Genomic DNA, 18,747 nt, shown 5'->3' on the forward strand with positions numbered 1-18,747 from the left:
AATGAAGATCCGAATCCTCACCAAACCAAGTAAAGATGGAAACCCGAGTCAATTCGATGCGGAGCTTTTCTGGGAAGAAAAAAAATTCCGACCGGTAGAAGTGATCTGTTCCATCGACGGGAAATCCCTATTGGAATTTCAAAAAGACTGGGAAAGATTTCTCAGACAAGTCCTTCCGAGCAATATCGGCAAAAAGGAACTTCGGGAAAAAATTTCAAAAAAAGCGAATGCATTGGAACAAATCGTATTCGGGAAAAAAACTCCTCCCTGGAAAGAAATCCATTTTTCGGAAGAAATACTGATCCAGACAGATCCGGAATTTACTTTTTTTCCGTGGGAAATACTCACGACTCATAAAGGTTTTTTCTATGAATGGCCCGTCTACAGAGGAATACGATCGGAAGTATTTCATTTCGAACCGAAATCCAAAAACGGTTTCCTACTCATCGAAAATCCGATTCGGGAAGACCTGATTCCAAGTGTGAAAAAAGAAGGATCGGTGATCCGGGAGATTTGGAAATCCCAATCCAAAACCCCTATCAAAACCTTAAAGCCGGATCATCTGAAAACTGTCCGGTTCTGGGAGGAAATCTCAGAAGCATCTTACTTACATTATGCGGGACATTCTTTGCCGGAGGGAATCCCTTTTCCGAAAGAAAATAGAATGATCGGAGACGAAATCGGAAAAACAAAACTCTCCAATCTGAAAATCGTATTTTTAAACAGCTGTTATTCCGCCCATGAATCGAAAAACACTACCGGGCTTGCGGCCAATTTTTTAAAAGCAGGGGCCGAATTCGTATTGGGATTTTTAACACCGGTGGAAACGGAAGTTGCCGAACTTACTTCCAAAATCTTCTGGACGGAGTATCTGAAAACAAAATCAGCAAAAAAAGCATTCGAAAGAACAAAGTTCGAACTAAACAAATCGGATAACAAATACCAGGTGGCAGAATTATCCTTTTTGTGTTTTGCTCCTTTGGAAGAAAAAAAATATCCTCCCTTGCTTTCCGCCGTATTCGTAACAGTTCTCATAGGATTATTTCTTTTCGGATGGAATTTGATCCGCGAAAAGGAAGTTTTTCCTTTCGACAAAAGGGAGATGAAGGCAGTTGAAACTGACAAAGTCGAAAATACTTTCGAACAAACAAAAACGAAAACAAACCTTTCACCTCCTTCACGGATTTCAGACAATCCTCTCACAAACAGAATCAACCTTTTAACAGACCAAAATTTTCAAAGGCAAATCAAAACTTTTTTAAAGGAGGATCATCCTCTTTTGGATTCGGAAGCAAGGCATCGTTTGGTTTTGGAAATTCTGGAAACTGAGATTTCCGAAGATAGAAAATTTTACGAATTCAAAAGAAGATCGGGGTTAGAAGAATGAAAAAGGAAAAATTTATCCCGATCTTCGCCTTTATTTTGTTTGGTTTTGTTCCGATGAATGCCGAAAAACCGAACCCGGTCAAAGAATACGAAGATTTTCTCGTAACTAAATCCATTCTTACCAAAATTAAAAAAGATTCCTATTCCCATTTTCAAAATGATCCTTCGGAAAATAACGATTTGGAAAAGGATATCGAATATTATCTCGCCAAATGCAAATATAAGAAAATAAAAAATCTAACCCGAATTTTGAAATTATTCTCTCCTGTGGACAGCCTGTTATTTCTAAAACAATGCTCGGAAACGAAAAAGGAAGAAGCATCGAGCTTTGAATCGACCGTAAAACAAAAATTATTCGAACTATCCCGATTTCCCAAATTGGAAATTATCGAAACGGAACTTGCAGACAAGGAAGTATTGTCTTCCTTCTCAGAACTGAAGCGAATCTGGGAAGATCGGGTATATTTGTTTTCCAATTTTTATTCTCCCCATTCTCTCGCATGGCTCGGCTATGAAAAAGAGATCACTGAGGAAATTAATAGAATCGCATATTCGGATTTACCGGTACACAGGAAAGCAAATCAATTGAATCGAATCAAAGAGGATACGATTCAAGCGAATAAAAAATTATACTTAATGTTTCTATATTCCGCGGAAAATCCCTGGAACAAAACTTCGCTCTCGGATGAGAATCGTGAGAGTTTTACTTTCTATCGGGAACGAAGCGAAAAACTTTTATCCGATCCTGATTTTCCGACGGATGCCAAAGCAAAACTGGAAGAGCTTTTGAATTGTTTGAAAAACATCAATGAAGTAGGAAAGGAAAACATGCGTTTGCTATTTTTTTACGGTTTTTTTTATGATTACGGTATGGATTGGAATAATCTCGGTGCAGAACTCCTAAAAGAAGAAAAATCGGTCTTATCTTATCTGAAAAAAACAATTTACCAGTCACATCATTTCGAAAAAAGATTACATCAGATAGGTAAAACCTGCAAAGAAACCGAATTTGAACATGAGTGACGAAATCCGACAATTATTAGATGATTGCATCCTTGCCAAAGAAACGGCATGGAAATCCTTCATCGCGAAATTTCATAAACTTATCTCCGGAACTGTTGCACATTATATTCCGCAATCGGAAATCGCCGATACGATACAATTGGTCTATTTACGACTAACGCATAACAACTACCAACTTTTAAGAAAATTCAAAGGAGAAAGTCTTCCCGCATTTATCGTCTATTTAAGTGAAATCTCGAAAAACGTAAGCCTTTCCCAAACAAGGGTAATACGAAGACAGGACTTCCGCGAAGGAATCAGTCTTGATGTCGCGATTGACGTGTTAGATGATAGACCCATTCCGGAAACCATATATTTTGAGATGGAGGAGAAAAATGAGTTTTATCAGCACATTTCCTCATTGGACGAACCTTCTCGCGAAATTCTATTCTTCCGACTCAAAGGTTATAAATTCAAAGATATAGCCGAAATTTTATCTTTACCTCTGGGAACTGTATTAGCACGCGCTAGTCGGGCAAAAGAAAAGATAAAAAAAATCGTCAAAAATGAAATAAACGGGTGAAAGGAGGAAATCAATTATATGGAACCATTTGATCCTAACACCTTTATGAATAAAGTTAAGTTAAAAGAAGCATTCTATTTAATGGGAAGAGGTAAAGAAGCGGATTCGGATACAATGGATCAAATCTTAGCAAATGTGATCCCGAAACAGGAATCGGGCTTTGTATTGATTCTGAGGTTCTTAGCCGGAAAGCTATTTGTAACTACGAGCGAAAAATCCGAAACTGAAATTCCTCCCCTTTCGTTCGCGTTTCGAGGAGAAGAAAAACCTCAATTTTTACTTTCTTATAAAATGGATGATAAAGATATCTCTTTGATTCTTTCTCCCAATCAGGAAGGAACTGAAGTTTTTCTTTCGGTCGATGTCAATCCGCCGGCTTCCTACCAAGTACAACTCAAACTAGACGGAGATACGATTGAAACGATCGCCGATCTACAAAAGGGAAAAGTCTTTGATTCTCCGATTACGGGGGATACTTCTCCCGAAATCGTTCTTCTGGACAAAAATAAAGAAATCGGAAGATTTCACTTACTTTTGCACAGTTAGCTCTCTTTTTTTCCATTCTTTGCAATAATTCAAATAGTTTCGGTAATCTTTATATTAGTAGAGTTCATTTCCCTAAAAAGCGTTTGTACTCTCTTTTCCAAGCTAGTTGAATTTATAAACCTGACGTAAGTCGGGTTTTTTTTATCCCCAAGGTATTTCCGAAGGAAGAAAATAATCCGGCACTTTTTGTGTTTACAAACATCGATTTAAACCTTCGAATATGCGGAGTTTGCATTTCAAGGATGTTCCCATGAGAATGGCTGTTAAAATTATAATCGGTGTAGTGATCGCATTGTTTCTATTCGTTTTTATAGCGCGAAAAACAAGTTCAACTGTTCATGTTAGTCGAACATTCAATGCGCCTCTTGATAAAGTATGGAATGTATGGAACGATGTCGAATCCATGAAAAAATGGTGGGGACCGAAAGATTACACCGCTCCCGTGATAAAGAATGATTTTCGGGTAGGAGGTAGTTTTTTACTTTCTATGCAATCTCCTTCAGGTGAAATGTTTTGGAATTCCGGAACATACAAAGAAATCATTCCTAGCAAAAAGATCGTATCCATGATGGCTTTTTCTGATGAGAACGGAAAAATAGTCCCCGGCGCAGAAGTAAAAGTTCCCGGTATATGGCCGGATGAAATTTCGGTAACTGTTGAATTCAAAGAATCGAATGGAAAGACGGAAGTCACTGTGGAAGAAGTCGGTATCCCTTACATTATGAAGTTAATGGCGAAATTGGGTTGGGAACAACAATTCGATAAATTAGAAACACTATTCTTTCCTTAATTAACAAACGTTAATTTACGTTTGTTTTTGCGACCTCCCGAATCCTCCGGATTCGGGACCGGGCTGCTCCGGGCTCCGCTAACGCTGCGGTCGCTAATCGCGACCAAGCCCTGCGCATCCCTGGTCGGGAATCCGATATATGAAAAACGAATGGCAAAAAGGCGAACTTTTTCGTAAAAAATTTTCATTCGGCAGAGATTGACTTGTATTATCACCAAAGATATGTTAAAGAAACCTCATTGGGTGGCGGGTGGTTAACCCCACCCAATTCAGGGCGGGGAGATCCGTTCTAAAACTAAAAACGACATGGCTTTCCTTAAAAATTTATTCTCCAAATATTTCAACTTCGACCACTTTTTACCCCTATTTGCTTATTCATTCGGATTCGCGCTAATCCTTCTTACAGTTCATACTTTTTCAGTTTATTTCGAATTAAAAAGATCAAACCCTAACTATTCCCCATCCGGACGAAACATCGGTTCCGTGCACAAAGACAAATCGGAAAAAGAAAAAATCCAATCTCAAATCAGACAAATACAAACGATCGAACGTAGAAACAAAAATATAAATGAATTAAAATCGTTTGCCAAATGGTATTGTTTTTTACTAAATCATCTGAATGAAAAGTTCGACTTGCCGGATTCGCTCCTGCCTGAAAATAAAAATGCTCTCGATTTACTGAAACTATTCCAAACCAAACGGGAAAAAAATCTAACTCCGGAACAAATATCCTTTTTGATTTTATCAGACTATAACGACCATAAACTTTCCGATGCATTCATCCCGCAAAAACAAACCTTTATAGAAATTGCAGGTGTATCTTCTTTTTATCCGGATTTGTTTTTTGCAAAAGACATTTGGGAAAATCTGGCGAAAGATCCGGACAGGTTGTATCGACTTTTAGTTTTGATTTTAGAAACCAAAGAATCTTATAACGACACCGACCCTTCGCATATCGATTCCGATCTTTGGACTTATACATTATCCGAATACCGCTTTCATTTCAAAGAGATATTTGAAATGAAAGCAAAAGATGAAAGAACTTACATGTTGAACGTAAATTACAAAGTCATTCAGATAGAAAGTATTCCTTAGATATGTTGTTCTTTATTTTACAGAACTTCTCTTTCGAATGAAATCCAAAGTTTCAGCGATTCCATCTTCAAACGACGTCCTGGGAATCGGTCCGATGGTTTCTGTATATTTGCGGCCACTCAATTGCAAAGGATCTTCCATAAGATACATGATTTCCACAACTTCCCTTAAAAAAGAATCGAAGATTCCCAGTAAGGTCACTGTAAATCTTCCGAGTGAAATCACTTTGGACTTTCTGCCCAAATGAGTTTCCGCGATTCGAACGATTTCATTTCCCGAAATCATTGCACCGGGAATATTCCAATTTCCACCGAACGATTTTTCTTGTAAGGCGATCTCTACAATCATCTTTGCTGCATCGGGAAGATAAACATATTCCCTTTTGGGTTTTAAACTCCCGAAGAAAATCCCCAATTTTCCCAAGGCGAGTCCGTCCAAAGTAGGATTGAGATAAGCTAGCTTGCTAGTAGGTCCGTAGTAATCGGGAAGACGAACAATCAACGGCTTTGCTTTTTTCCAAATGCCGGAGAATATCATCTTTGCAAACTCCACTTTGATCTTTCCCTTTTTCGTATGAGCAAAGTAGGGATAATCTTCCTCAACCGGGTAACCTGGATTTTTCCCATAAACATAAACTCCATCGACAAATACTATTTTTTTACCGGTCTTCTCCGCGGCCTCCATCACGCTTTTACCAATTAACAATAGTTTGGCTTCCATCTCTTGGTAGGAAACATTTGCCGCCTGAAATACGACATCAGCCTTTTCAAAATAAGGAATTAAAGTTTCAGGCGAAAATACATCCCCGACCACGAGTTCCAGGTCTTTCGGATTTCCCCATTCTGCCGCCAATTTTACAAGGCTGGTTTGATACCTCCCCAGAATCACCGTAGGAATCTTCCTACGGACCAATTCCTCTGCGATCGCCTTCCCACTTCCGCCTGTTCCCCCGAGCACCAATGCTTTCTTCATAACATCCTTCCTTTTATTGATTGATCAATCACAACTAGAATCAAAAAAAAATCTCAAACCCTACCGCCATTGTTCAAGCTCAGCTCCGAGGAATTAAGCGCAAAAGCCAAATTGCATAAAAACCCGCGTGCCAAAAAATCCTTCGCCAGGATTTCCGTATCGCTGAGTCCTGCCTCATCGAATTTTTGCTGCACTAGTTTCTTAAGGTTTTCCAAAGACTTTTTTACTACCTTCTGAACGTTTTCCTCAGCAATCCCCCAAGTCTGGATCTGAAGTAGAATCTCATTCGGATTGCGCCTCATCAATTCTTCGTAGGAAGAAATCAGATCAGGCAGCAGAGTGTCATTTTTGCATTCTACTTTCGCAAATTCGGCCGCAATCCTGTCGTAAATCAATTCGACCACTTCCAGAAACAAAGCCTCCTTACTCTCAAAGAAACGATAGACATAGGGCTGAGAAATGCCTGCTTTCGCGGAAATATCCGCAGTAGTCACTTTATGATAGCCCAATTTGGCAAACACTTCAATGGCTGCTTCCAAAATGGCTGCCCTTCTTTCTTCGTAGAGATGGCTGTTCGGTTTCGTTTGCATCTTAAATTATTGATTGATCAATCACAACCTTATCATCAGGAAAATTTCCGTCAATAGAAAATATTTACCCGAGTGCGGCCAAGGGATCATCCCCTAGGGCTTTCCTTAGATCAACTGTTCACTCTAAAGTAAATTACATCTCCATCCTGGACGATGTATTCTTTTCCTTCGATGCGAAGTTTTCCTTCTTCTTTGACTTTCGCCGCATCGCCGGTCCTGTCCAGATCTTCATAACGCATCACTTCCGCCCGGATGTATCCCTTTTCAAAATCAGAGTGAATCACGGAAGCCGCGATGGGTCCGGTACTCGCTTTGGCAGTGGTCCAAGCTCTCACCTCTTCCACTCCTGCGGTAAAAAATGTGATAAGGCCAAGTAGTTTGTAAGAAGCCTGAATCATCCGCGAAAGGCCAGATTCTGTTTCTCCGATCTCTTCCAAAAAAGCGAGTTGGTCGTCTTTCTCCAATCCGGAAATCTCTTCTTCGAAACGACCGCATAACACTACCACTTCGGCACCTTCTTTGGCGGCATAGTCTTTGATAGTGTTTACATGAGGATTATTCGTATTTTTTACATCCGAATCGAGAATGTTTGCAACATATAATACGGGTTTGATTGTGATAAGATTGAATTTTTTGGCGATTTTGAATTCATCCTCCGTCAAAGAAACTGCGGCTGCGCGTAGTCCTTTTTTCAGACCATCCAAAATCTTTTCCATTACGGATCCGATTTCTATCGCTTCTTTGTTTCCCGCCTTCGCGGACTTCGCTATTTTCTGGAATTGTTTTTCCAAACTGTCCAGATCGGCCAAAATCAATTCGTAATTGATAACGGTAATGTCTTCGATAGGATCTACTTTCCCGTGAACATGTGTTATATTTTCATCTTCGAAGGCACGCACCACATGGCAGATGGCTTCTACTTCCCTGATATGGGATAAAAACTGATTGCCGAGCCCTTCTCCCTGGCTCGCCCCTTTTACAAGGCCTGCAATATCGACAAATTCGATCGTGGTAGCGATTGTGCGTTTTGGTTTGTAAATCGAAGCAAGCCGTTCCAAACGTCTGTCGGGAACTTCCACAATACCGGTGTTTGGTTCTATGGTGCAAAACGGATAATTGGCCATTTGCGCGCCGGCTTTGGTCAATGCATTAAAAATAGTCGATTTTCCAACGTTGGGTAAACCAACGATTCCACAATTCAATCCCATACGGATAGATTTTTCAGAGAGCGCAAGCGGACAAGGAAAAATGTTTCCCGGTTAATTGAGTAAAAAACCGGTTTGAAAATAGGTGTAAGCCAGATAAACGGAACCCACACCCAAGATGGCAATGTATTTGAAGAGATAAATCCAACCGATCCGCTTCCATGGATATCTATCATCCAATTTCATCCTGGAAATGATTTCGGAAACATTCATTTCCGGTAGATTTTCAGGGATGGGATAGATGCCCATATCATGAAATGTATTTTCCAAAATGATGGCACGTTTGTCCGGGGATAGAGAATGAAAGACTCCTACTTTTTCGGGATGAATCAGCTCCGTCAAAATTTTAGGAACTTCGAAAAATTTGAAGTGAATGATTCCGGAAAAGGAAGTATACATCGCAAGATAATTGATCAGTACGATCAAAGGACTTGCAGTGTATTTTGAAGAAAATAACAAATACAAAAAAAGGCCCAGATAACCGAAGTAGATGTACTGTCTTATCTTTGAAATTTTTTTCTCAAATCTTCTTTCTTTCAAATAACTTTCAAATACCAAATCATCCGTTGAAATCGCCATATTACTATTCAATCTACTCTTTCCTCTAAGTATGATTCTGAAAAATAATGTAAAAATTCCTTTGGAACGGAAGATCGGACCCCAGTTTTATGATCCGGTGCATCTTCGAATTGGAATTTCCAGGAATGCAAAAACATTCGTTTCGGGTTTCCCTTCTTCGCATCTCCGTAAACCTCATCTCCCAAAATGGGAAACCCTTCTTCGGAAATATGAATCCGAATTTGATGCCGCCTACCAGTGATTAGTTTAGCAGATCCCAGAAAAAGTTTTTCTTTTTGCAAAATACCTAGAACTTTGAATTCGGTAATCGCTTTTTTACCACCGCTTCTCACAGTCATCATTCGCATCTTTCCTTCTTTCAGAAAAGATTCCGTTCTTTTTTCCTTCCAATCGGGAATCCCATGGGATATGAAAATATATTCTTTGTCGGAAGTTTTTAACAGTTCATCCAAATGTACATTATCCGAATTTTCTTTTCCGAGAAGTACGATTCCGCTTGTTCCGAAGTCCAAACGATTGACCGTTCTCAATTGTTTTAAGCCCAATGCCTTTTGTAACAACCTAGTGAAATCCGGACGATTCGTATCTTTTGTTTCATGAACCGGAATTCCGGAAGGTTTGTCTGCAATCAGTAGACTATCGTCTTCCCAAAGCACCTCGGTTTGAAAACCAAACCCTAGTTCTACGTTATAACGCATGAAAGTCGGTCTGGTATCCGCCGTAGCTCCGGATATTAATGACCCCGTTTTCGAACAAAAGATACTGACCTTTGATTCCCACTAAAACATCTTCTATCGGTTTGGATTCTTCCAATTTATAGGATTTGATTTTTTTAGGATAAGAAAGAATCGGATATTGAATTTCGACTATCTCTTTGGAAAGATCGGACTTCCAAACAATTTCCTTGTTTTTGCCTGTCTTCATCTCCATTTCAAAACTTTGCTTTTCCAAATGACGTAAGAACTTTTCCTTTTCTTTTTTTAAATCTATATCGGGTGGATCTCCCGCTACCATCTTTTGCCAAGTGGTTTTGTCCGGCAAAAAACCGGATAGATAGTTTTCTATGATTCCTGCTTCTCTACGGGATTCCACTTCCATTAACGGAACAGCAAACCTTGCTCCTTGGTCCACCCAACGGTTGCTAACCGGATTTTCTTTTGTGATTCCTACTTTCAAACCGCTTGAGTTTGCAAAGTAAACCGTATGTTTTTTAAAACAATTCGTTTCACCCCATTCCGGCTCCCTGCAAGTTCCCTTATGATGGTGGCAGGTTTCAGGACGCATGATGCAAAGATCGTTGCAGGCCTTTGTGGAAAAACAATTGAAACAACTGCCTTGGTTGAAGGATTTGCTCGTGAGTTTGCCACAGTCCACACAACGGATCTTTCCATTGGTGGAAAGATGGAGTTTTTTCCCGATCCAAGTATTGATCGTAAACTCCGATAAATTCTCTATGGCGTCGGATTTTTCCGGTCTTCTTGACTCCGCCTCATCAGCATACGTAGCATAACACCACTTATACTGAACCGGAACCAGTCCTTCGTGCTCCATCATTCTCAAATATCCGACCATCTGTTTCATTTTTTATCAAAACTGAGTTCTTTTCCGCTGACAGGAAAGGAATCCGAGTCCAATTTCAAAATAACAATCCCGACAAGAGTGAGTTTACCTGAATTGGTTTCCCATTTGAATGCGACCACTTCCTCTTTGAATTGATAATGGGATATAAATCCGCTAGGTTGATAAAAAAGTTTGAGAGTTTCTTCCCCCTCTCCAAAGAGGACCACCTTGCCGTTTTGATTGGGAGATTTTATTTTAGAAAGTAATACCATCACTTTCCCACCTAATTCGTGCTCTTCGGTAACTTCGAGGTCAACGGATTCCGCATCTTCCGTTTTTTTCTTATCATCTATAACTATCAAATCCTCGTCCCAACTGAGCAAACTGCAAGGAAAATCTCCCGGCAATTTAGGAAACTCATCATTGCAAGGGACGTATTTCACCTCCCTTGATTCGGTGAATGAATAGTCTTTGGTGATCGTAGATCGGATCGTTGCAAAAGCAATTCCTTTCAATTTGGAGGAAAATTGTTTTTTGGAAATCGGATTGAATTTCGCAACTTCGTTCGGTGTGGCGAAATTCGGGCTGATCCAAAGCCCTAGAATGAGTGAAAGTAAGATCTTTTTTTTAAAAAACATATGTCCTTCCCGATTAATAAAGAAGATAAGGTTCGATTCTTTTTTTCTCATCGGCTTCCGATTTTATAAATGAAGAGTGAAACTCGGAATAAGTTTTACCTTCACCGATCGCCGTTCGAAAATGATCATTTCCCCAAAGCTGATCCACCCAATAATTCGTACTTCCTTTATTCCATTTGAAATCTTTCGGATAGGTTTCTTTCATGAGACGGATCAATTCGTAAGCAAGCTCAATCGGATCATAATCCGCTCTCACTAAATTCATACGCAGACCACTTGTAATTTTTCCCTTATGCGGTCCGAAAGTAGGTTTGAAAAACACCGGAGTGAAATAATAGGACTTGGATATTTCTCCCAATTTTTTTGCGAGAATCTCAGGATCAATCATCCAAGGGGCACCGAAATAAACAAAGGGAGCTTGCGTCCCCCGCCCGACGGAAACATTCACTCCTTCAAGCATCACGAGAGCCATATAATTTCTCGCGGATTCCACCATAGGCAGATTAGGTGAAGGAGTCACCCAGGGAAGACCGGTATCTTCAAAGTATTGGCTTCTTTGATAACCGGATACGGGAACTACTTGCAGATTCACGGAACCGGAAAGATATTCCTTGTTGTAAAACAATGCAGATTCGCCCAATGTCATTCCGGAAATTAAGAGAGAAGGAAATTCGCCTGCGAAGTTCAAATGTTTAGGACTCATCTTTTCTCCTCTCGGAGGAAGATGCATTGCAATATGGATATGATCCAAAACGATAAATTTAGTTTTAGCCTTTCCTACGCCGTCAAGCAGTCGTTTGAGCACACTTACGTATGTATAACATCGCATTCCCACATCCTGCACATCAAATAGAACTACATCCACTTCGTTCAAAAGAACGCGAAGATCGGAATCTTTGATACGGTAGATATGATACAATGGTCTGTCAAAGGTAGTATCCATCGTAACAGGCGTTTGGCTAAATTCTTCTTCCAAACCGAGAAATCCGTGTTCCAAACCGATCAAATGTTCCAGTATGACCTGGTTCTTTTCGAATTCTCGAATGATTTTCCCGGGGTTGTTTCCGATACCCGAAGGGTTAGTCACAAGCATCACCTTCTTTCCCGAGAGAGTGGGAAGGATGGATGAGTAAAAAATTTCACTAGACGGAATTAACTTCGAATCCTGGGGGTGAACCCGGAACTGAGGAACAGTGTTTCCTTGACAAGCGGCCAAAATAAAGAGAGCGGAAAACCTAAAAAAGTATTTGGTCATGTAAGTAGAAGATTATACTATATGGCAAATCTTCAAGGAGAATTGCTTCCTTATGTCGAAACGACTTAAACTGAATTTCCCGATATCCGTCTTTTTGGTTCTTTTGCTCGGTTGTACGAGCGGTGCATCTGCACAAAAATCAGGAAATTTACCTGAAAACGTGGTAACTGCAATGGGAGAGGCTCCCATCTACCAGGGAGACTTGGCACTTGCCAGAAATAAGGCTTTGAAAGATGCAAAACTCAATGCAATCCGTAAACTCATTGGGGAACAAATCACGGAAAAATCAGGAGTCGCCGACGGCCAATCCCTAGGCACCAAACTCTACGGAAAAACAGACGCATTCGTAAAAAAATACGAAATCATCAGCGAAGAAAACTGGAAACTGGACACGCAAGACATGATCCGATTGAATGTCCGTTGCGAAGTGGAAGCTACCAAACTTTCCACTGCTGTGGATCAGTTGCTGGATGATGTGGGCAATCCCAGAATCGCAGTACTCGTCCAAACCACCATCAATGGAAAATCTTTCCCTATCGGGTCCGCTACAAATATCGCCGAAGCGGAGTTAATCGAAAAACTGAGAAACAAGGGAAATAAAGTCGTAGATAGCTCTCAACTAACAGCGCTACTTCGAAAAAATCCCTCTCTTGCCAAACTGGATCTGACTTCGGTGGAAGAAGGCAGTCCTCTTCTTTCTTTAGCACAAGACGCAGGAGCCGAAGTGCTCATCATCGGACAGGTAAATACTACGGATCAAAAACCGATCGTATTACCCGGAGGCAAAAAAACGGATTTTTTAAGTTCAGCGGCAACCGGACCTTATCGAATCATCCAACTTTGGGGAGATGGGAAAATTTTCGGTTCCGGATCTCACGAAGGAAGAGGTGCGGACATCACTCAGGAAGTTTCCCGGGAACAAGCGGTTAAAGACTGGTCAAAAGTAGTCTCCGACAAGTCCGCAAAACAAATCAAAGACGAGTGGTTCAAACTTACCGAACAAAACACGATCATATTGAAGTTCAAAGGATTGGATTTGGAAACTGCTATCGGTTTCAAAAACGATTTGATGGAATATACTTCCGTAAAACAAATCAATGATCGCAAAACAGACGCAAGTGGCTCAGAATGGGAACTCACCTATCCGGGAAAAGAAACCATGTTCGCGGAAGAATTGATGTATAAAAAAGATTCCAGCTTCAAATTCCTTGCTACAAAAACCTTAAACATCATAGGTTCTAAGCGTGGAGTTGTGGAAGCGGTTTTTCAAAATCGTTAAGCTCCTTTCTTAGACTTTAATTCAAACAAAGAATGTCCTGGATCAGCATCATTCCGTTTTTTGCCTTCTTAATCGGAGGCTTTAATGGAATGATCGCTTGGAGAAACAGAAATATTCCCGGCTCGCTTCCTTTTTTGGGAATCATCACGGGAATTATTATCTACTCTTTCGGTTATCTAATAGAGCTCAATTGCGAAACTGTCGAACAAGCGCTCTTCTGGGACAATATCCAATTTATAGGCACCGATCTTTTAATTCTATTTCCACCTCTTCTTATTTTGTCTTTGGTCGGGAAATGGAACAAACAGACAAAACTGATATTAATACCGTTAATCGGATTCATTCTAATCAACCAATGTATAGTTTGGTTTTTTCCGGATCTGGTCCGTAGCAATTTAAAATTAATCAATAGCGAGTTAGGAGTATTTTTCCAATACAAATGGGAAATATGGATGAATATCAATGCGGGATTTGCACTGTTCGTATTGCTTCTTTCCTCCGTTATCCTCCTCTATTTCGGATTTTCCACCAGAGGTTTTTTCAAAAGACAGATTCTAATCGTAATGATAGGACTGTGGCTTCCTTTTTCCACGGGGGTAATGACTTCTTTCGGACTAGTTCCTTATATCAATCCGCAATTGGATTTATCTCCTCTTGCATTTTCGGTAGCAAATATCATTTGGGCATTGGGGTTTTATCATATCCGTTTTTTTGATCTGATTCCTCTTGCAAGGGACGCCATTTTCGAAAATCTAAAAGACACATTGCTTGTAACAGACGATAAATGGAATATTTTGGATGCAAATAGGGCTGCTTTTTCCCTATTTGAAAGCGGATTTGGAAGTATCATTGCAAGTTCGATTTCTTCCATCTCTCCCGATTTACACAACCTGCTTTATACAATGAAAATCAATAATTGGAAGGAAGGAGAATGGACAAAAAATTTCAAGGGTGAAAACAGAACCTTTATCGTCTCCACACAGGATGTTTTCAAACAGAAAAGCATCTATCATACGATCATCTTGAAAGATATTACGGAAAGTAAGCTCGCATTTCAACGAACAGAGATTATACGAAAACAAAAGGATGAATTGGAAGAAGCGATCAACAATCTAAAAAAAGCCCAAAATCAATTGATCCTGTCGGAAAAAATGGCAAGCCTGGGAAATTTAGTATCCGGGATCGCTCATGAAATCAATAATCCGATCGCAGCCATTCAAGCAACCAATCATATTATTTCCGAAAGCCTGGAATCCTTTCCAAACACCATACTAAACGCCATTGATTCCTTCAGACTACTTACTGAAAAAGACATTCAAAATTTACATATCCTAATCAGCCGGATTCCTGCGGATCTGCAAAATCCGGTAGGAAATGATTTTAGAATCCGAAGGCAACAACTCAGTAACGAATTGCAAAAACTAGGAATCAAAAATCCTTTCGACATCGCTGAAGATATGATCGCAGTAGGGATCTACGAAATCCCCGAGTCTTGTTATTATCTTCTGCAAGAAACAAAATTCAAACCGGCAGTCGACTTTACACTGAAATGCCTTTCCGTTTATAGCGGAGCAAAACTGATCGAGTTTGCGGTAATCCGAACTTCCAAGATCATTTATTCCTTACGCAACTTTATCCATAGCAATCCGAATGCTACAAAAACTCCGATCAGAATTTCAGATTCATTGGAAACAGTAATCACCCTCTATCAAAATCTTTGGAAACGGGGAATCGAAATTGTTCGTAATTTTTCCTACGATCCAGAGATCTACGGATACTATGATGATTTGCTTCAACTCTGGACAAATTTGATTCAAAACGCCTTACAAGCCATGAACTACCGGGGTAAATTGACATTAACTCTGAAAGATGAAACTAGGGACACAAAACAATATTTAGGTGTTGAAATAGAAGACACAGGCCCGGGAATCCCGGATTCGATTCGAGATAAAATTTTCGAACCTTTTTTTACAACCAAACCTTTGGGCGAAGGAACAGGACTTGGGCTCGATATAGTTCAAAAAATCACAGCTAAACATAAGGGGATTCTGGAACTCGAAACAAAACCGGGTAGAACCGTATTCAGGATTTTGTTGCCGTTATCTTCTTAAGATCTCTCGATCTCATCCCATTCTTCTTCGAAAACTTCATCTTCTTCCTCATCAACTTTCATAAGCCTTTCCAGTTCGGCATTTCTCTGTTTAGCCAAACTAATATATGTTTTGCGATCGGATCTATGTTCGAATAATTCATGAAACGTATCTTCATCGTGTTTCATAAAAGTTTGTGCGGAAACTTCCGCTTGGTAAGCCCGATAACCCAATAAGCGCATGGCATCCACACCCAAACGTATCGCAGTTTCTCTTGTTTCCCGATAAATACGATGTGCGCCCAACTCTTTTAAAATATATGCTTCTTCCCGATCCCCCGCTCTCGCTAAAATTTCCAAATGGGGGAAATGTTTTTTTGCAGTCCGAATCAGATCTTCCTGTTTCTCCAAACTATCCATACTTGCGATCAGAATCTTCGCTCTTTCGGCACCTGCGGAGTGTAATAGATCATGCCTTGTCGCATCTCCGAAATATACTTTGAAATCGAAACTTTTTAACATATCCACTCGGGATGCATCGTCATCAAGTACGGTAATTCCTACCTTATTGGCTCGAAGGAACCGGCCGAGCATGTTCCCGAATTTGCCGTAGCCCGCAACTATGATCGCGTTTTCCTCTCCGTAAATCTTATCCGCTTCTCTTTTGGGAGTGCCTTTATCTTCCAATCTTGATTTGAATAATTTTTCATAGATCAGTAGAAAAATAGGAGTGGAAGCCATGCTGATGGCAACTGCGGCAACCATAAGAGAAACTTTATCCTTGGGTAAAATTCCGTTTTCTTCCGAATAGCTGAATAATACGAAGGAAAATTCACCTACCTGAGATAAGGCGATTGAAAAATAAAGATTCTGATCCAAAGGCAATCGAAAGGAAAGCCCCAGTATAAAAAGTATAAGCGCCTTTACGAATAACACTGCAAATACGATCCCGAATACAAAGACCGGATTTTGCACCACAACCGAGATATTCATCGAAGCTCCGACGCTTAAAAAGAAAAGACCGAGCAACAATCCTTTGAACGGATCCAAATCACTTTCCAATTCATGTCGGAACTCACTTGTCGCAAGAACCACTCCCGCAAGAAAAGTTCCAAGTGCGGGAGACAAACCAATCGCACTCATAAGAAGTGCAATTCCTATTACCAAAAGTAAACTCGCTCCGGTAAAAACTTCCCGCAGTCCCGTAGAAGCCAAAATGCGAAACAAAGGACTGAGAAGATATCTTCCCGCTAGTATGATGGATACAACGACGGAGATGACAATCAACGCCTGTATCCAACCCGGATAATGATGAATCAGACTTGTTCCGTGTCCGGCTCCTCCTTCCGCATTCGAATCGGCAAGCAGAGGAAAAATAGCTAATATCGGAATCACCGCCATATCCTGAAACAATAGAACGGAAAAGGACGCTTGCCCCGACAATGTTTTCATCAAACCTTTTTCTTTTAACGTTTGTAATACGATAGCTGTGGAGGATAAGGACAAGATCAAGCCGAGTGCCAAGGATTGTTTGAATTCCAAGTCAAAAAAGCAACTTAAAGAAGTAAATATGACAGTCGTTAGTATGATTTGCAAACCGCCCAAACCCAAAAGCCAATACTTTAGCCGCCAAAGCAAAGTTAGCTCTAGCTCCAAACCGATCACAAACAACATCATCACTACGCCGAATTCGGCGAAATGCAGCATATCCTGGCCTTCGGAACCGACGAACCCGAGTACGGCCGGACCTATGACTATACCTGCAAGAAGATAACCCAAAACCGATCCCAGTCCCAGTCTTTGGGCAATCGGGACAATAACGATGGCTGCACTTAAATAAACTAAGGCCTGTATAAAAAAATTAGCATCATTCATATTATTTTTCCAATAGTCCGGACAAAAGATTTTTATAACGAAGGCCGGCTTCGTAAGTTGCCGCCTCGGAAAGACGAAAGCTTCCTTGGATTAAAAATGGAAATTCAAAATTCATTTGGCAAAGTTCCGCAGTTCTCTGAAAAGGAAGTAAAAAGTTTTCAATGGGATGATTATGAAATCCCCCCAGCTGATATGCATCTTCACCACCGCCCGTGGAAATAATATGTTTCCAGACTTTACCTTTTAATTTATCTCCTCCTTCTCCATATGCCCAACCTTTTTCCAAAACGGAATCAATCCATTGTTTGAATAAAGCAGGTACGCTGTACCAATAGAGAGGATGTTGGATGAGCAGGATGTCATGATCCGTCAATAGATCCTGCTCTTTTTTTATGTTGATATGAAAATTCGGATATTCTTCATACAGATCATGAAAGGTCAAATCATCATGGGTAGGTATAAAATCGATTAACGTACGATTGACTTTTGACTTTTCAAGACTGGGATGAACAAATAGAAGCAGAACTTTCGCCATTGGCTAAAGAATTTTAATTCAGCCTTCACTGGCTAGAATTTTTATTTTGATTTTCTGTTTTAAATTTAAATTTCCTAATTGGAATATACATCTGCAGAGTTTGGGTTCCCTCTGCAGAATAAAAGACAATGAGTTCTTACGAATTACTGAGCGCTAGCAGCCTCACCTTCGATCTTGATATCAACTTCTTCGCCTACAAGTACTCCGCCTGTTTCCAAAGCTTTGTTCCAAGTGATTCCGAAGTCAGCACGTTTGATTTTCGTATCCGCTTCGAAACCTAGTTTCGTATTTCCCCACGGATCTTTTGCAATCCCGGCATATTTTACATTCAAAACAGTAGGCTTAGTTACTCCTTTGATCGTTAGTTCTCCCGGAACTTTCGTAGAAGCACCTTTTTTCAAGGAAACCGGTTTGGAAGCTTTGAATGTGATGGTAGGAAACTTATCTTCGTCGAAAAAATCCTTACTTTTCAAATGATCATCTCTTTTCGCATCATTCGTGTTAATTGATTCTACTTTGATAGTAGCGTCAACAATGCTGAGAGAACCAGTTTTTTCATCAAAGCTGAACTTGGCATCGAAATCTTTGAAGCTTCCTGCAACGGTTGCGATTCCTAAGTGTTTGATTTTAAACCCGACGGAACTATGAGCGTTGTCCACTTTGAAATTCTGCGCGGAAATACCTGAAAGGGAAACAAGAACGAGCCCCACAGCAAAAATTGATTTTAAACCTGACATAAACTACCCTACCTATAATCTTTTCTTTTAG

The 18,747-nt window shown here is 40.2% G+C and carries 19 protein-coding genes; 8 read left to right on the plus strand and 11 right to left on the minus strand.

The window, feature by feature from the left end:
- The first annotated feature begins 1 nt into the window (after position 1).
- The 6 genes from DI077_RS11400 (at position 2) to DI077_RS11425 (ending at position 5,402) form a co-directional block, all read left to right on the plus strand.
- Positions 2 to 1,387 carry a CHAT domain-containing protein gene (locus DI077_RS11400; protein ID WP_109019268.1) on the plus strand — a complete coding sequence of 462 codons (1,386 nt, stop codon included), beginning with the start codon at positions 2 to 4 and terminating at the stop codon, positions 1,385 to 1,387.
- Entirely contained in the window at positions 1,384 to 2,409 is a 1,026-nt protein-coding gene (locus DI077_RS11405) for a hypothetical protein (protein WP_109019267.1), read from the plus strand. The genes DI077_RS11400 and DI077_RS11405 overlap by 4 nt, the downstream gene beginning before the upstream one ends.
- Positions 2,402 to 2,971 carry an RNA polymerase sigma factor gene (locus DI077_RS11410; RefSeq protein ID WP_109019266.1) on the plus strand — a complete coding sequence of 190 codons (570 nt, stop codon included), beginning with the start codon at positions 2,402 to 2,404 and terminating at the stop codon, positions 2,969 to 2,971. Before DI077_RS11405 ends, DI077_RS11410 begins: the two co-directional genes overlap by 8 nt.
- 18 nt (positions 2,972 to 2,989) lie before the next feature.
- Complete coding sequence (locus DI077_RS11415) at positions 2,990 to 3,517, plus strand: hypothetical protein (protein WP_109019265.1); 528 nt, start codon at positions 2,990 to 2,992, stop codon at positions 3,515 to 3,517.
- A 256-nt stretch (positions 3,518 to 3,773) separates the two neighbouring features.
- The gene (locus tag DI077_RS11420) at positions 3,774 to 4,307 is read left to right on the plus strand and encodes an SRPBCC family protein (protein WP_167837104.1); all 534 of its coding nucleotides are present in this window, start codon (positions 3,774 to 3,776) and stop codon (positions 4,305 to 4,307) included.
- Between the two features lie 306 nt (positions 4,308 to 4,613).
- Positions 4,614 to 5,402, plus strand: a complete 789-nt coding sequence (locus tag DI077_RS11425; protein WP_109019262.1) for a hypothetical protein — start codon at positions 4,614 to 4,616, stop codon at positions 5,400 to 5,402.
- A gap of 12 nt (positions 5,403 to 5,414) precedes the next feature.
- Here the strand turns inward: DI077_RS11425 and DI077_RS11430 are convergent, their stop codons facing one another.
- From DI077_RS11430 to DI077_RS11465, 8 genes are all read right to left on the minus strand, one after another.
- A complete protein-coding gene (locus DI077_RS11430) occupies positions 5,415 to 6,374 on the minus strand; it encodes an NAD-dependent epimerase/dehydratase family protein (RefSeq protein ID WP_109019261.1) in 960 nt (319 codons plus the stop codon).
- A gap of 53 nt (positions 6,375 to 6,427) precedes the next feature.
- Complete coding sequence (locus DI077_RS11435) at positions 6,428 to 6,964, minus strand: TetR/AcrR family transcriptional regulator (protein ID WP_109019260.1); 537 nt, start codon at positions 6,962 to 6,964, stop codon at positions 6,428 to 6,430.
- Positions 6,965 to 7,074: 110 nt separating this feature from the next.
- Positions 7,075 to 8,172: a redox-regulated ATPase YchF gene (gene ychF, locus DI077_RS11440; RefSeq protein ID WP_109019259.1), complete on the minus strand. Its 1,098-nt coding sequence runs from the start codon at positions 8,170 to 8,172 to the stop codon at positions 7,075 to 7,077.
- Between the two features lie 51 nt (positions 8,173 to 8,223).
- A complete protein-coding gene (locus DI077_RS11445; RefSeq protein ID WP_109019258.1) occupies positions 8,224 to 8,748 on the minus strand; it encodes a hypothetical protein in 525 nt (174 codons plus the stop codon).
- Positions 8,749 to 8,756: 8 nt separating this feature from the next.
- Positions 8,757 to 9,446, minus strand: a complete 690-nt coding sequence (locus tag DI077_RS11450; protein ID WP_109019257.1) for an RluA family pseudouridine synthase — start codon at positions 9,444 to 9,446, stop codon at positions 8,757 to 8,759.
- Positions 9,436 to 10,329 (minus strand): DUF2797 domain-containing protein, encoded by an 894-nt coding sequence (locus DI077_RS11455; protein ID WP_109019256.1) that lies wholly within the window; start codon positions 10,327 to 10,329, stop codon positions 9,436 to 9,438. Before DI077_RS11455 ends, DI077_RS11450 begins: the two co-directional genes overlap by 11 nt.
- Positions 10,326 to 10,946: an LIC_11883 family protein gene (locus DI077_RS11460; protein WP_135354851.1), complete on the minus strand. Its 621-nt coding sequence runs from the start codon at positions 10,944 to 10,946 to the stop codon at positions 10,326 to 10,328. Before DI077_RS11460 ends, DI077_RS11455 begins: the two co-directional genes overlap by 4 nt.
- A gap of 13 nt (positions 10,947 to 10,959) precedes the next feature.
- Positions 10,960 to 12,201, minus strand: coding sequence for an exo-beta-N-acetylmuramidase NamZ family protein (locus DI077_RS11465; RefSeq protein WP_109019254.1), 1,242 nt, complete (start codon positions 12,199 to 12,201; stop codon positions 10,960 to 10,962).
- Positions 12,202 to 12,253: 52 nt separating this feature from the next.
- Between DI077_RS11465 and DI077_RS11470 the strand changes: the two genes are divergently transcribed.
- Entirely contained in the window at positions 12,254 to 13,480 is a 1,227-nt protein-coding gene (locus DI077_RS11470; RefSeq protein ID WP_109019253.1) for a lipoprotein LipL46, read from the plus strand.
- 32 nt (positions 13,481 to 13,512) lie between these two features.
- Positions 13,513 to 15,591 (plus strand): histidine kinase N-terminal 7TM domain-containing protein, encoded by a 2,079-nt coding sequence (locus DI077_RS11475; RefSeq protein ID WP_109019252.1) that lies wholly within the window; start codon positions 13,513 to 13,515, stop codon positions 15,589 to 15,591.
- Here the strand turns inward: DI077_RS11475 and DI077_RS11480 are convergent.
- The 3 genes from DI077_RS11480 to DI077_RS11490 all read right to left on the minus strand — a co-directional run bounded on the left by DI077_RS11480 (position 15,588) and on the right by DI077_RS11490 (position 18,716).
- A complete protein-coding gene (locus DI077_RS11480; protein ID WP_109019251.1) occupies positions 15,588 to 17,444 on the minus strand; it encodes a monovalent cation:proton antiporter-2 (CPA2) family protein in 1,857 nt (618 codons plus the stop codon). The genes DI077_RS11475 and DI077_RS11480 overlap by 4 nt on opposite strands.
- 1 nt (position 17,445) lies before the next feature.
- Positions 17,446 to 17,979: an NAD(P)H-dependent oxidoreductase gene (locus DI077_RS11485; RefSeq protein WP_109019250.1), complete on the minus strand. Its 534-nt coding sequence runs from the start codon at positions 17,977 to 17,979 to the stop codon at positions 17,446 to 17,448.
- A gap of 143 nt (positions 17,980 to 18,122) precedes the next feature.
- On the minus strand, positions 18,123 to 18,716 hold the full coding sequence (locus DI077_RS11490) for a YceI family protein (RefSeq protein WP_109019249.1): 594 nt from the start codon (positions 18,714 to 18,716) through the stop codon (positions 18,123 to 18,125).
- Positions 18,717 to 18,747: the final 31 nt, after the last annotated feature.

The sequence above is a fragment of the Leptospira kobayashii genome, from assembly GCF_003114835.2.
GTDB classification, from domain to species: Bacteria; Spirochaetota; Leptospiria; order Leptospirales; family Leptospiraceae; genus Leptospira_A; species Leptospira_A kobayashii.

Coding starts and splice junctions, on each gene's coding strand:
- DI077_RS11425 (WP_109019262.1), top strand. CDS start 4,614: ATGGCTTTCCTTAAAAATTTATTCTCCAAATATTTCAACTTCGACCAC.
- DI077_RS11455 (WP_109019256.1), bottom strand. CDS start 10,329: ATGAAACAGATGGTCGGATATTTGAGAATGATGGAGCACGAAGGACTG.
- DI077_RS11435 (WP_109019260.1), bottom strand. CDS start 6,964: ATGCAAACGAAACCGAACAGCCATCTCTACGAAGAAAGAAGGGCAGCC.
- DI077_RS11400 (WP_109019268.1), top strand. CDS start 2: ATGAAGATCCGAATCCTCACCAAACCAAGTAAAGATGGAAACCCGAGT.
- DI077_RS11410 (WP_109019266.1), top strand. CDS start 2,402: ATGAGTGACGAAATCCGACAATTATTAGATGATTGCATCCTTGCCAAA.
- DI077_RS11480 (WP_109019251.1), bottom strand. CDS start 17,444: ATGAATGATGCTAATTTTTTTATACAGGCCTTAGTTTATTTAAGTGCA.
- DI077_RS11490 (WP_109019249.1), bottom strand. CDS start 18,716: ATGTCAGGTTTAAAATCAATTTTTGCTGTGGGGCTCGTTCTTGTTTCC.
- DI077_RS11465 (WP_109019254.1), bottom strand. CDS start 12,201: ATGACCAAATACTTTTTTAGGTTTTCCGCTCTCTTTATTTTGGCCGCT.
- DI077_RS11460 (WP_135354851.1), bottom strand. CDS start 10,946: ATGTTTTTTAAAAAAAAGATCTTACTTTCACTCATTCTAGGGCTTTGG.
- DI077_RS11430 (WP_109019261.1), bottom strand. CDS start 6,374: ATGAAGAAAGCATTGGTGCTCGGGGGAACAGGCGGAAGTGGGAAGGCG.
- DI077_RS11485 (WP_109019250.1), bottom strand. CDS start 17,979: ATGGCGAAAGTTCTGCTTCTATTTGTTCATCCCAGTCTTGAAAAGTCA.
- DI077_RS11445 (WP_109019258.1), bottom strand. CDS start 8,748: ATGGCGATTTCAACGGATGATTTGGTATTTGAAAGTTATTTGAAAGAA.
- DI077_RS11415 (WP_109019265.1), top strand. CDS start 2,990: ATGGAACCATTTGATCCTAACACCTTTATGAATAAAGTTAAGTTAAAA.
- DI077_RS11420 (WP_167837104.1), top strand. CDS start 3,774: ATGGCTGTTAAAATTATAATCGGTGTAGTGATCGCATTGTTTCTATTC.
- DI077_RS11450 (WP_109019257.1), bottom strand. CDS start 9,446: ATGCGTTATAACGTAGAACTAGGGTTTGGTTTTCAAACCGAGGTGCTT.
- ychF (WP_109019259.1), bottom strand. CDS start 8,172: ATGGGATTGAATTGTGGAATCGTTGGTTTACCCAACGTTGGAAAATCG.
- DI077_RS11405 (WP_109019267.1), top strand. CDS start 1,384: ATGAAAAAGGAAAAATTTATCCCGATCTTCGCCTTTATTTTGTTTGGT.
- DI077_RS11470 (WP_109019253.1), top strand. CDS start 12,254: ATGTCGAAACGACTTAAACTGAATTTCCCGATATCCGTCTTTTTGGTT.
- DI077_RS11475 (WP_109019252.1), top strand. CDS start 13,513: ATGTCCTGGATCAGCATCATTCCGTTTTTTGCCTTCTTAATCGGAGGC.